The 13,413-nt window shown below is 61.1% G+C and carries 10 protein-coding genes and 1 tRNA gene; 5 read left to right on the plus strand and 6 right to left on the minus strand.

All coding sequences use genetic code 11. The annotated features are described in order from the left end of the window. From OKC44_RS19270 to zntR, 3 genes are all read right to left on the minus strand, one after another. A complete protein-coding gene (locus OKC44_RS19270; RefSeq protein ID WP_270814602.1) occupies window positions 1-219 on the minus strand; it encodes an alternative ribosome-rescue factor A in 219 nt (72 codons plus the stop codon). A 129-nt stretch (window positions 220-348) separates the two neighbouring features. Then, window positions 349-885 carry a dihydrofolate reductase family protein gene (locus OKC44_RS19275; protein ID WP_139749697.1) on the minus strand — a complete coding sequence of 179 codons (537 nt, stop codon included), beginning with the start codon at window positions 883-885 and terminating at the stop codon, window positions 349-351. Further along, entirely contained in the window at window positions 875-1,312 is a 438-nt protein-coding gene (gene zntR / locus OKC44_RS19280) for a Zn(2+)-responsive transcriptional regulator (protein ID WP_005309469.1), read from the minus strand. The genes OKC44_RS19275 and zntR overlap by 11 nt, the downstream gene beginning before the upstream one ends. Before the next feature lie 411 nt (window positions 1,313-1,723). Between zntR and purH the strand changes: the two genes are divergently transcribed. The 5 genes from purH (at window position 1,724) to OKC44_RS19305 (ending at window position 8,740) form a co-directional block, all read left to right on the plus strand. Beyond that, window positions 1,724-3,316, plus strand: coding sequence for a bifunctional phosphoribosylaminoimidazolecarboxamide formyltransferase/IMP cyclohydrolase (purH, locus tag OKC44_RS19285; protein ID WP_041217117.1), 1,593 nt, complete (start codon window positions 1,724-1,726; stop codon window positions 3,314-3,316). Window positions 3,317-3,426: 110 nt separating this feature from the next. Beyond that, window positions 3,427-4,716, plus strand: a complete 1,290-nt coding sequence (gene purD, locus OKC44_RS19290; protein ID WP_270814608.1) for a phosphoribosylamine--glycine ligase — start codon at window positions 3,427-3,429, stop codon at window positions 4,714-4,716. A 263-nt stretch (window positions 4,717-4,979) separates the two neighbouring features. Then, window positions 4,980-5,354: a cytochrome b562 gene (locus tag OKC44_RS19295; protein WP_011704785.1), complete on the plus strand. Its 375-nt coding sequence runs from the start codon at window positions 4,980-4,982 to the stop codon at window positions 5,352-5,354. Next, complete coding sequence (locus OKC44_RS19300) at window positions 5,335-5,889, plus strand: cytochrome b/b6 domain-containing protein (RefSeq protein WP_103829262.1); 555 nt, start codon at window positions 5,335-5,337, stop codon at window positions 5,887-5,889. The genes OKC44_RS19295 and OKC44_RS19300 overlap by 20 nt, the downstream gene beginning before the upstream one ends. Window positions 5,890-6,163: 274 nt before the next feature. Then, window positions 6,164-8,740, plus strand: coding sequence for an alpha amylase C-terminal domain-containing protein (locus OKC44_RS19305; RefSeq protein WP_270814611.1), 2,577 nt, complete (start codon window positions 6,164-6,166; stop codon window positions 8,738-8,740). A gap of 464 nt (window positions 8,741-9,204) precedes the next feature. Here OKC44_RS19305 and OKC44_RS19310 read toward each other — a convergent pair. From OKC44_RS19310 to dnaG, 3 genes are all read right to left on the minus strand, one after another. Continuing rightward, window positions 9,205-9,281, minus strand: a tRNA-Ile gene (locus OKC44_RS19310). A gap of 195 nt (window positions 9,282-9,476) precedes the next feature. Then, the gene (rpoD, locus tag OKC44_RS19315) at window positions 9,477-11,372 is read right to left on the minus strand and encodes an RNA polymerase sigma factor RpoD (protein ID WP_263642045.1); all 1,896 of its coding nucleotides are present in this window, start codon (window positions 11,370-11,372) and stop codon (window positions 9,477-9,479) included. 183 nt (window positions 11,373-11,555) lie between these two features. Continuing rightward, the gene (gene dnaG / locus OKC44_RS19320; RefSeq protein ID WP_270814613.1) at window positions 11,556-13,343 is read right to left on the minus strand and encodes a DNA primase; all 1,788 of its coding nucleotides are present in this window, start codon (window positions 13,341-13,343) and stop codon (window positions 11,556-11,558) included. Window positions 13,344-13,413: the final 70 nt, after the last annotated feature.

A 13,413-nucleotide genomic window follows, 5' to 3' on the forward strand; every position in this document is an offset into this window, starting at 1 on the left:
TCAGCAGCAGACGCTTACCATCTGCTGTTGACCGGGCTCCCACCGCTTGCCGTGCTTGGCCTTGCGCTGATAGCTGCCCTTGCCTTTCTTGCTCGGTTCGACCCGGGCCTGGAACAGGGGAGAGGTCACCAGTGCCTTGAGGTGGTTGTCCTGAATGATGCCGCGCTGATGTTCGCAGGCGGGCTCGGTGGTGCCCCGGGTCACCTTCTTCTTGGCCATGTCGGCTCCTTGATGCGGTTGGTCGTGTTCGCCCATCGCCCCTGCCACCACAGATCCGGGGCAGGCGGCGAAAAAACGTGCCGATTGTGCACCTCTCCCGGCCCGCCTGCAAGGGGGCCGGCGGGATCCTCAGGTCGGTTGGTAGACGACCCGCACCAGCCCGCTCGGCAGCACGGTGCTCGACACCGGTACCAGCGCGCCGGGCAGCGGCCCTGCAAAGAGCGGCACCCCGCCCCCCAGGGTGACCGGCACCCAGAACAGGATCAGCTCGTCCACCAGCGCGGCCTGCAGCCCCTGCCTGACCACCTCGCCGCCATCCAGATAAAGATGGCGGCTGCCCGCCTGCCACAGCTCGTCCAGCACCTGCGCCAGCGCCCCCTGCCGGAAGGAGACATGCTCACGGGGAGCGGCGGGTCTGTGGGTCAATACCACCACCGGCTTGTCGCCATAAAACCACTCGGGAAAGCCGAGCACAGTGTCGTAGCTGTTGCGCCCCATCAGCAGGGTATCAACACTCGCCATCAGCGCGCTGTAGCCGGTCTCTTCTTGGGAGTCGCCGTTGTAGGGCTCAAGCCAGGCCAGATCGCCCCCCTCCCCGGCAATGAAGCCGTCGAGGGAGAGGGCAAGAAAGGCGGATACCCGGGGCCGGCGCAGCTCAGTGCTCATGGTCGTGGTGCTCATGACGGGAGGGGGCGCCGGACTCCAGCGTCTCTAGGATGGCGCAGTGCTCCGCCGAGCGCGGGCCGCCGCAGCAGATGTTGGAAAGCTCGCGCAGGTTGTCGCGAAAACGGGTCAGCTCGACGATCTTCTGCTCCACCTGTTCGAGCTTGGTGTCGGCCACCGCCTTCACCTCCTGACAGGTGACCTTGGCCTTGTTGGTATCGAGATCCAGCAGTTCGCCTATGTCCGCCAGCGAGAACCCCACCGACTTGGCGCGGATGATGAACTCCAGCCGCCGCTTGTCCTGCTCGCCATAGAGGCGATAGCCGGACTCGTTGCGGATGCCTGGCGAGATGAGACCATTCTTCTCGTAAAAACGCAGGGTATCCGCCTTCACCCCGCACGCCTTGGCCAGCTCCCCGATCCGATACATGCCTTTTCTCCCGTTGAATTTGCCACACAGCCACAACCGGCCCCCACTATCGCCCCTTTGCCCGGCGATTGCCAGCCGGCAGCAGGAAAGAGGGCGCGGCCACCCTTTTGCCATCAAGAGACTGAAAAGACAAACGTTTCACAAAAACCAACCAGAAAACGTTTAACACCGCACCAGGCAAGGCTTTGTCACTTTAAAAAATCCACCACGGGTCACATTTTTTGTGTAGAATACGCGCCCACAAGAGAGCGTCGCGTCAAGCGGGCATTTCCTAAAACGCTTTTGCCTGTCGGCAGGTTTTTCAGGCGAGAGCGGTTTGCGAAATCCCCCACTTCCATTTATTTGGGGACTCTCTGTGTTGAGCCTCGCCTCCCATGGAACGGTCCCCGTTATGCTGAGGACGATAGTGTGATGGAACAAGCTCGACCCATTCGCCGTGCACTGCTGAGTGTGTCTGACAAGACTGGCATCCTGGAATTTGCCAAGGCACTCAACGAACGTGGCGTGGCCCTGCTCTCCACCGGCGGTACCGCCAAGCTGCTGGCCGACGCCGGTCTGCCGGTGACCGAGGTCTCCGATTACACGGGATTCCCTGAAATGATGGATGGCCGGGTCAAGACCCTGCATCCCAAGGTCCACGGCGGCATTCTCGGCCGACGCGAGCAAGACGACGCCATCATGGCCCAGCACGCCATCTCCCCCATCGACATGGTCGTGGTCAACCTCTATCCCTTCGCCGCGACCGTCGCCAAGCCCGGTTGCACCCTGGCCGATGCGGTCGAGAACATCGACATCGGCGGCCCGACCATGGTCCGCTCCGCCGCCAAGAACCACAAAGATGTGGCCATCGTGGTCAAGGCTGCCGACTATGACCGCGTCATCCGCGAGATGGATGGCAACGGCAACAGCCTGAAACTGGCCACCCGTTTCGATCTGGCCATTGCCGCCTTCGAACACACCGCTGCCTACGACGGCATGATCGCCAATTACTTCGGCACCATGGTTCCTTCCTACGGTGACAACAAGGAGGGTGACGAGGAGTCCCGCTTCCCGCGCACCTTCAACAGCCAGTTCATCAAGAAGCAGGACATGCGCTACGGCGAGAACAGCCACCAGGCCGCCGCCTTCTATGCCGAGGAGCAGGCCGCACCGGGCTCGGTGGCGAGCGCCACCCAGCTGCAGGGCAAGGCCCTCTCCTACAACAACATCGCCGACACCGACGCGGCGCTTGAGTGCGTCAAAGAGTTCGACCAGCCGGCCTGTGTCATCGTCAAGCACGCCAACCCGTGCGGCGTGGCCATCGGCAGCGACCTGCTGAGCGCCTACGAGCGCGCCTGGCAGACCGACCCCACCTCCGCGTTTGGCGGCATCATCGCCTTCAACCGTGAACTGGATGGCGCCACCGCCAAGGCCATCGTCGAGCGCCAGTTCGTCGAGGTGATCATCGCCCCCACCGTCAGTCAGGCGGCCCGTGACGCGGTCGCCGCCAAGCAGAACGTGCGGCTGCTCGAGTGCGGTCAGTGGACTGCACCGGCGCAAGGCTTTGACTTCAAGCGCGTCAACGGCGGGCTGCTGGTGCAGGAGCGCGACCTTGGCATGGTGACGCTCGGGGATCTGACCGTGGTCAGCAAGCGTCAGCCCACCGAGGCCGAACTGAACGACCTGCTGTTCTGCTGGAAGGTGGCCAAGTTCGTCAAATCCAACGCCATCGTCTATGCCAAAGACGGCCAGACCATCGGCGTCGGCGCCGGCCAGATGAGCCGCGTCTACTCCGCCAAGATCGCCGGTATCAAGGCCGAGGATGAAGGGCTGACCGTGGCGGGTTCCGTCATGGCCTCCGATGCCTTCTTCCCGTTCCGCGACGGCATCGACGCCGCAGCGGCAGCCGGCATCTCCTGCGTCATCCAGCCCGGTGGCTCGATGCGCGACCAGGAGGTGATCGACGCCGCCGATGAACACGGCATGTGCATGCTGTTCACCAACATGCGCCACTTCCGTCACTGATGGATCAGGGCCGCCGCCGGCGGCCCTTTTGTTGTCTCTTTTCACCTGGCTATTTTCACCGGCGCAGGCCCCAGGCCCGCCCGTGACCCCGAATAGAAGCGAGCGATACGATGAAAGTACTGATCATTGGCAACGGCGGCCGTGAACACGCCCTGGCCTGGAAGGCCAAGCAATCCCCCCTGGTGACCCGGGTCTTCGTCGCCCCCGGCAATGCCGGCACCGCCCACGAAGGGAGCATCGAGAACGTGGCCATCTCGGCCACCGACATCCCGGCTCTGCTGGCGTTTGCCAAGGAGCAGCGCATCGGTCTGACCATCGTCGGGCCGGAAGCGCCGCTGGTGAAAGGGGTGGTCGATGCGTTCCGCGCCGAGGGGCTGGCTATCTTCGGCCCGACCGCCGCCGCCGCCCAGCTGGAAGGCTCCAAGGCGTTTGCCAAGGATTTTCTGGCCCGCCACGCCATCCCGACCGCCGAGTACCAGAACTTCACCGAGGTGGAGCCGGCGCTGGCCTACCTGCGCGAGAAGGGCGCCCCCATCGTCATCAAGGCTGACGGCCTGGCCGCCGGCAAGGGGGTGATCGTTGCCATGGCCCTGAGCGAGGCCGAAGAAGCGGTACGCGACATGCTCTCTGGCAACGCCTTTGGCGACGCCGGGGCCCGGGTGGTGATCGAGGAGTTTCTGGATGGGGAAGAGGCGAGCTTCATCGTCATGGTGGACGGCGAACATGTGCTGCCGATGGCCACCAGCCAGGATCACAAACGGGTCGGTGATGGCGATACCGGCCTCAACACCGGCGGCATGGGCGCCTACTCCCCCGCCCCCGTGGTCACGGCCGACGTGCACCGCAAGGTGATGGAGCAGGTGATCATACCGACGGTGCGCGGCATGGCGGCCGAGGGCAACGTCTACACCGGTTTCCTCTACGCCGGTCTGATGATCGACGGCCAGGGCAACCCCAAGGTGATCGAGTTCAACTGCCGCTTCGGCGATCCCGAAACCCAGCCCATCATGCTGCGCATGCGCTCCGATCTGGTGGAGCTCTGCCTGGCGGCCTGTGCCGGCAAGCTGGATCAGGTCGAAGCCATCTATGACCCCCGCGTCGCCATCGGCGTGGTGCTGGCGGCGGGCGGCTACCCCGGCGACTACCAGCAGGGCAAGCCGATCAGCGGCCTGCCGGTGGAAGAGGCGAGCGGCGAGAAGGTATTCCACGCCGGATCGCAGCTGGAAGGCGATACCGTGGTGACCGCCGGTGGCCGCGTGCTGTGCGCCACTGCCCTCGGTCACAGCGTGGCCGAGGCGCAAAAACGGGCCTATCAGCTGGCGGGTCGCATCAAGTGGGACGGCGTCTTCTACCGCCACGACATCGGCTGGCGCGCCATCGAGCGTGAACAGCAGCAGTAATCAACAGGGCCCGCAAGGGCCCTCTCTTCATCCGGCGTATCTCGCGGTCACGCAGCCCGGCAGATGGCTCGAATGGCCTGGTTCGCTTGACTCAGCAACTTCCTTACATCTCCCCCTTCCCTGTTACCCTTTGTGACAAAAAACAGCAATATTCACAAACAGTTCACGCACTGTCATGGCATCATGCCTGTAATGAATCCAAACAAGGGTTCATAAGAAGCCACACAAGATCGATAAGCATGTCGTTTAAATAAGGAAATCCCATGTTGAAAACTGTTCGCCCCCTGTTGCTGCCCCTGATGTTTGGCCTGATGACCCTGCCCGCCATGGCCGGTGAGCTGGAACAGCCGATGAAGAAGATCGGCTTCAACTACAAGCAGGCGGTCAAGGCCGACGATGCCGCCACCATGGAAAAATACATCAACGAGATGAAGGCGCAGTTCGACATCGCCAAGCAGAAGAACATGCCGGCCGCCAAGAAAGAGAAGTTCCTGGAAGGCATGAACGAAGTGCAGACCGAGCTGGATGCCAGCCTGGCAGCCCTCAAGGCGGGTGACGAAGCCAAGGCGCGCGAGCACCTGGCCAAGGTCAACGACCTGAAGAAGGAGTATCACAAATATGCCAAGCAAAAAGGCTGATCCCTTCCACTGGGATAGTCTGGTCCGCCTCACCCACTGGGGTGTGGCGGCCATCTGTATCGGCAACCTCTGGCTCAACGAGGCTGGCGAGGAGTGGCACGAGCGGCTGGGTTACCTGGCCATCGCCCTGATCAGCCTGCGCCTGGCGTGGGGGCTCTCGTTTGCCAAGGGCCATGCCCGGTTGCGAGCCCTCATCCCAAGCCGGGAAGATTTTCGCCAGCAAGCGGTGGAGCTGCGCGAGCGCACGCCACCGGCCCCCGGTCACCACGGCAGCGGCAAGCTGGCGGTCTGGACGCTCTGGCTGCTGATCCTGGCCACCGCCGGTACCGGCTGGTTCCAGAATACCGAGATGGGGTTCGAGCTGGGAGCGGACGACTGGCACGTCTGGTGTACCTGGGCCCTGCAGGGCATGATAGCGCTGCACCTGCTGGCCATCCTGTTCACCTCCTGGCGCCAGCGCAGCAATCTGGTGAAGCGCATGTTGCCAAGGCGCCGCGGCAAGGCCCGAGCCTTGCCGCAGGAATCCGACGCCTGAATACTCATGGGGCCCTGCTGGGCCCCTGTTCATTGCTCTGCCACTCCCCTGATCCCACACTACCCGCCGGTCCCCGGCTCTTGCCCTCTCTTTCGCCACCTGCATAGCTATGGGCCATGAAAGCATTTTCACTCACATTTCTTAATTAATTCAGGCTGTTCGATTTTCAACCACTGCGATTTCATGAATGCTACTGAGCTGAACGAGGTTGTTCGTTGTCCGTTCGACTACACGACAGTGATATGTCAATAACAAGATCGAAGGGAAAATCGTCATGCACAGCACACTGCTTCGAACCGCCCTGCTGACGGCGGCACTCGGCTCTTTCAGCCACACTGCCACCGCCGAAGGGGTCATGGTTCACCTGTTCCAATGGAAGTTCAACGACATCGCCAACGAGTGCGAAACCGTGCTCGGGCCCAAGGGGTTCGGGGGCGTCCAGATCACCCCACCCGCCGAACACAAGCAAGGCAGCCAGGTCTGGTGGACCGTCTATCAACCCGTCAGCTTCAAGAATTTCAACAGTTTCGGCGGTAGCGAAGCGGAACTCAGAAGCATGATCGCCCGCTGCAACGCAGCCGGGGTCAAGGTCTATGCCGACGCGGTCTTCAACCAGCTGGCATCGGGCTCAGGCACCGCCACCGGTGGCGGCAGCTACAACGCGGGGCAGTACCAGTATCCCCAGTTCGGCTACAACGACTTCCACCACAGCGGCGACATCACCAACTACGGCGACAGCAACAACGTCTGGAACGGCGCCCTCTACGGCATGCCGGACCTCAATACCGGCTCTCCCTACGTGCAGGATCAGATCGCCACCTACATGAAGACCCTGCTCGGTTGGGGCGTGGCCGGCTTTCGTATCGATGCGGCCAAGCACATGGCCCCGACCGACCTGAAGGCCATCCTCGACAAGGCGGGCGGCCCCAAGGCCTACCTGGAAGTGATCGGCGCAGGCGGGGAGTCTCCCGACATCCAGCCCGGGCGCTACACCTACATCGATACCGTCACCGACTTCAAATACGGCACCGATCTGGCCGCCAACTTCAACGGCCAGATCAAGAACCTCAAGACGCTAGGCGAGAGCTGGGGCCTGCTCCCCTCCGCTAAGGCCTTCGTCTTCGTGGTCAACCACGACCGCGAACGCGGCCACGGCGGGGGCGGCATGCTCACCTTTATGAGCGGTGCTCGCTACGATCTGGCCAACACCTTCATGATGGCCTGGCCCTATGGCTGGAAGCAGGTGATGTCGGGCTATCGCTTCGAAAACATGAGCACCTATGAAACCGACAAGGGGGCACCGGGCAGCACACCCTGCACGGACAGCCAGTGGAACTGCGAACAGCGCCGGCCGACCATCATGAACATGGCCCTGTTCCACAACCGGACCGAAGGCCAGCCGGTCAGCAACTGGTGGGACAACGGCAACAACCAGATCGCTTTCGGCCGCGGTGACAAGGGCTTCATCGCCATCAACAACGAGAGCGGCAGCCTGGTGGCCTCGCTGCAGACCGGTCTGCCGGCCGGTGACTACTGCAACCTCTTGGGCGGCAATGACTACTGCAGCGGCGGCTATGTCACCGTCGACGGCACTGGCAAGGCCAGCCTGAACGTGCCCGGCATGAAGGCGGCTGCCATCATCGCCGGTTGTACCAAGGCCAGCCCCTGCGGTGGTTCCGCCCTGCCGGGCACCAAGTTCAGCAGCATGAACCTGCGCGGTACCCACAACGCCTGGGGCAACACCCCCATGACCGTCGATGCCAACCGTGTCTGGTCAGCCACCCTCACCCTGACCGGCAACGGTGATGCCACCGGCGCCCAGCGCTTCAAGTTCGACGTCTTCGGCAACTGGGCCGAAAACTACGGCGACAACGAAGGGGATGGCATCGCCGACAAGGGCAGCAACAAGGATATCTTGGTCAGCGGGGCGGGCACCTACCGCATCACCCTGAACGAAAGCGATCTGCGTTACACGGTCACCCCCCTCACCAGCAACCAGGCGCCGGTCGCCGCCCTCTCTCCCAAGACCCTCAGCGTCAAGGCGGGTGAGAGCGTGGTGTTCGATGCCTCCGCCTCCCGCGACGACGGGGGCGTGGTGAGCTACAGCTGGTCCAGCGGCGGCACCGCCGCCACCGAGACGGTCCGGTTCGATACCCCGGGCACCCATACCGTGACGGTCACCGTGACCGATGCAGAAGGGTTGACTGCCAGTGCCAGCGCTACCGTGACCGTCATCGACGACAACGGCACCTACGCCAGCGTGCTGCCCACCCTGAATTTCCGCGGCACTCCCAATGCCTGGGGCTCCCTTGCCATGACGCTGGTCGCCGACAATCAGTGGGAGGCTCTGGTCACCTTCGATGGTCAGGCAAACCAGCGCTTCAAGTTCGACGTCAAGGGGGACTGGAGCAAGAACTATGGTGACACCAACAAGGATGGAGTGGCCGAACTGGCCGGCAGTGACATCCTGACCTCGGTTACCGGCCAGTATAGGGTACGCTTCAACGATCAGACCCTGCAATACAGCCTGACCCCGGTCAGCGTCGGCTACGCGAAGAACTTCGCCAGCCTCAACATTCGCGGCACCACCAACAACTGGGGGTCCACCCCCATGTCGCTGGTAGGCGATCACCTCTGGCAGGCCAGCGTCACCTTCACCGGTAGCGGCGATGGCAACGGCGGTCAGCGCTTCAAGTTCGACGTCAAGAGCGACTGGACCCAGAACTACGGCGACACCAACAAGGATGGTGTCGCCGAGCAGGCCGGCGCTGACATCACCACGGCAGTGGTCGGTGTCTATGTGGTGCGCTTCAACGACCAGACGCTGGCCTACAGTCTGAACGCCCAGTAAGGCTCAATACGCTCGGTCACCAGACCCTGAAGCACTGAACCAGGCTTCCCACCATCGGCGGGAGGCCTTTTTTATGGCGTCATGCCACCGCCTCCAGCCGGCAGCTCCGCAGGCTGATGACCTGGCACCATGCCCAGGCTCATCCCAAACCATGCCATCCCTCGACGCCGAGAAAAGGCGCGCTCAAGGTCACAGTGCATCGCACGCAAGCTGAACGGCATGACCACATGACAAGCCTGCCCGGCAGGCTCGGACGAGAGGTTCAGGCTATCCCTTCCTCGTTCAGAAAGCCGCCACAGCGAGGCTTTGCGATGCCTCACGGTGCAAAACCTTGTCCGGTTCTGGCTGTTTGAATTGCACTATACGCCGCACTCTAGGCCGCACCATGGAGCGCATGCCCAGGGCCGGCGCCGGTGAACGCCAGAAACGACAAAGCCGCTCAAGAGAGCGGCTTTGTCTGAAAATGGTGGCCCCTGGGGGACTTGAACCCACGACCAATCGATTATGAGTCGACTGCTCTGACCAACTGAGCTAAGGGGCCATTGATACTGGTTTGCGGCGTGGATTATAGGGGATGGCGGATACCCCGTCCATAGGCATATCAACCACTTGGCGAGATTTCATCCATATTCAAGCGGTTCCGTGGCTCATCTTCATACCCCCATCGCCACGGATAAAACAAAGCCCCGCATGGCGGGGCTTTTTGACAGCGGTTACGGGTTGGCCCCGTCCGGGATTACTCGTCCAGGAAGCTGCGCAGTACTTCGGAGCGGCTCGGGTGGCGCAGCTTGCGCAGCGCCTTGGCTTCGATCTGACGAATACGCTCACGGGTAACGTCGAACTGCTTGCCCACTTCCTCGAGGGTGTGGTCAGTGTTCATGTCGATACCGAAACGCATGCGCAGTACCTTGGCCTCACGGGCGGTCAGACCGGCCAGCACTTCGCGGGTGGCGTTGCGTAGGCTCTCGCTGGTGGCCGCATCGGCCGGCAGGGCCAGGGTGGTATCTTCGATGAAGTCGCCCAAGTGGGAATCTTCATCATCACCGATGGGCGTCTCCATGGAGATGGGCTCTTTGGCGATTTTCAGTACCTTGCGGATCTTGTCTTCCGGCATGCCCATGCGCATGGCCAGCTCTTCCGGGTTCGGTTCGCGACCCATCTCCTGCAGCATCTGACGGGAGATACGGTTGAGCTTGTTGATGGTCTCGATCATGTGTACCGGGATACGGATGGTACGGGCCTGATCCGCGATGGAGCGGGTAATGGCCTGACGGATCCACCAGGTCGCATAGGTCGAGAACTTGTAGCCACGACGGTATTCAAACTTGTCTACCGCCTTCATCAGACCGATGTTGCCTTCCTGGATCAGATCCAGGAACTGCAGACCGCGGTTGGTGTACTTCTTCGCGATGGAGATAACCAGACGCAGGTTGGCCTCGACCATCTCTTTCTTGGCGCGGCGGGCCTTGGCCTCACCGATGCTCATGCGACGGTTGATGTCCTTGATCTGGGCAATGGACAGACCGGTCTCTTCCTCGATCTGCTGCAGCTTACCGATGGCGCGCAGCACATCTTCGTCCATCTCGACCAGACGCGGTGACCAGGCCTTGCCGGCCTGCTTCTGGTATTCGAACCAGGCAGTTTCGCACTCGTTGTTGGTGAAGGCCGCGACGAAGGTCTTCTTCGGCATCTTGGCCTGCTCAACGCAGAGTTTCATGATGATGCGTTCCTGCACGCGGACCCGCTCCATCATCTCGCGCATGTTGTTGACCAGGCGATCGAACTGCTTGGGCATCAGGCGGAATTGACGGAATACATCGGCCAGCTGGGCAATCGCAGCCTGAGTATCTTCGTGCGCACGACCATTCTGCTGAATGGAGAGACGAGTTACTTCGTACTGGGCGCGCAGATCACCGAACTTCTCGCGAGCGACTTCCGGATCCGGGCCACCGTCGCCATCATCGTCGGAATCATCGCCATCACCGTCTTCGTCTTCATCTTCGTCTTCATCTTCGTCAGCCAGATCTTCCTCGCTGAGCTCGGAGCCGATGTGAGTGGCGGTCGGTGCGACGTCGTCAGTCTCGTTGGGATCGATGAAGCCGGAAATGATATCGGACAGACGCAGCTGTTCCGCTTCGTATTTGTCGTATTGCTCAAGCAGATAGGTAATCGCTTCCGGGTACTCGGCGACGGAGCTTTGTACCTGGTTGATACCGTCTTCGATGCGCTTGGCGATGTCGATCTCGCCTTCGCGAGTCAACAGTTCGACGGTACCCATTTCCCGCATGTACATGCGGACGGGATCGGTCGTACGACCAATCTCGGATTCAACAGATGCCAGTGCCTGGGCCGCTGCTTCGGCAGCGTCCTCATCGGCGGTACCACCTTCAGCCATGATAAGGTCATCGGCATCCGGGGCGTTTTCCACCACTTGAATGCCCATGTCGTTGATCATCTGGATGATGTCTTCGATCTGGTCAGAGTCGACAATGTCTTGCGGGAGGTGATCGTTCACCTCGGCATAGGTCAGGTAGCCCTGTTCTTTACCTTTGGCAACGAGGAGTTTAAGCTGAGACTGCGGGGTTTGCTCCATAGAACTCATCCGGTTGGTGTTGCTAGGTTGCGCGTACAGTGCGCTGCTGCGCAAATAGCCAATTCTAATAGAAAACCGCCAGACATGCTATGTCTGGTTGCGGCGTCGGTCATGAGAAACCCCTGCCCGCAGTATTGTCGGGGCCAGGCGGTTATAAAATGTTTGCTTTTAATCCCGTTGATTCGGGCAACGCTATTCATATTGGGGTTAATCACTCAAATATCAAGCCCCACTCTCATTTCTTTTCTCAATTTGCACCTCTCTGATCAGCATCATCAGTTCTTGAGTTTCCTCAGAGCTTAGCCCTTCCTGCGCCACCTTGGCCTGCAATTCCTCGATGCGCTGCTTCAGGAACAGGTTGATGAAACCGACGAAAGTATCCTGCAATTCTCCCAGAATATCCGGCTCCTGGTCGAGTTTTACCTCTTCAAACAGATCGTGCATCGCCAGTTGTGCCAGGATCTCTCCCTCTTTGGTACCACGCCAGTGCTCCAGCAGGATGCCCGTCGTGACCCCAGGCTGAGTCAGGATCTGTTGATGCAGCTGCAGCAGGAATCTGATGCCCTGCAGGCGCAGTCCGGCCAGTTCAGGCATGGCCGGCAGCTCGGCCGTGATCGCCGGATACTGCACCATCAGTGCCAATGCCCGGCGCAGCGGCGTCAGCTTGGTCGCCTTGGGCTTGTTGACCTCGCCCTTCGGCTGACTGTTGCGGGCAAACAGTTCGGCGATCCGCTGCTTGTTCTCGCCCCAACGCATCATGCTGGAGAGTCGGGTGATCAACCCTTCGCGCGTGAACCCTTCCGGGACTCGCCGGATCAGCTCGGCGGCCTTGTTGGCCACTTCGAACTTGCCAGCCTCACCGGAAAGTGCCGCATCGCGTCCGAGGCGCTCAAACATGAAGTCAGCGAACGGCTGGGCCTGGTCGAGCAGAGCTTCGAACCCCTCCTTGCCGATCTGGCGCACCAGCGAGTCAGGATCCTCCCCATCCGGCAGAAACACGAACTTGAGTTCACGGCCGTCCTGCAGGTGGGAGAGCGCGTTGTCCAGCGCCCTCCAGGCCGCTTCCCGACCGGCATTGTCGCCGTCGTAGCAGCAGACGACCTCGGCCGTGGTGCGAAACAGGGTATGGATATGGTCGCTGGTGGTCGCGGTACCCAGTGCCGCCACCACATAATCGATGTCGTACTGGCCGAGCGCCACCACATCCATATAGCCTTCCACCACTAGGATCCGGCGCGGATCCTTGTGTGCCTGCTTGACCTCGTACAGGCCGAACAACTCCCGTCCCTTGTGGAAGATGGGTGTTTCCGGCGAGTTCAGGTATTTGGGCGTCCCCTCCCCCAGCACCCGGCCACCGAACCCGATGACCCGGCCACGCTTGTCACGGATCGGGAACATGATGCGATCGCGAAAGCGATCATAGCTGCCGGGTCCGCTGTCACGAGTGATCAGCATGCCGCCCGAGATGAGCAACTGCTCGTGCTCCCGGCTCGCGCCAAAGCGCCGACGCACCTGATCCCAATCGGCAGGGGCATAACCAATGTTGAAGCGCTTGACCACTTCACCAGTCAGACCGCGCCCCTTCAGGTATTCCACCGCCTGCGGCGCGTTCTTGAGATTGCTCTCGTAGAAACGGGCAATCTGGTTCATCAGCTCGAACAGATCCTTGCTGACCGCAGGTTGGCTGCTGCTGGCCCCACCTGCTGTCTGCTCACGGGGAACCTGCATGCCATGCAGGCTGGCAAGTTCCTCAATGGCATCGGGAAATTCGAGCCCGTCATACTCCATGACAAAGCCGATGGCATTGCCGTGAGCGCCACAGCCGAAGCAGTGATAGAACTGCTTCTCCTGACTGACAGTAAAAGAGGGGCTTTTTTCGTTATGAAAAGGGCAGCAAGCCTGGTAGTTCTTACCGGCTTTCTTCAGCCGCACCCGCGAGTCGATCAACTCGACTATATCGGTGCGTACGAGCAGATCATCGATGAAGGATTGTGGGATCCTGCCTGCCATAACCGTCCTGTTTCATTGCATAGAAAATAAAAAAGCCGCGCATTCCCAGGGAAGCACGGCTTCTTTGACC

The sequence above is a fragment of the Aeromonas sp. S41-2 genome, assembly GCF_027705845.1.
Classification (GTDB): domain Bacteria; phylum Pseudomonadota; class Gammaproteobacteria; order Enterobacterales; family Aeromonadaceae; genus Aeromonas; species Aeromonas hydrophila.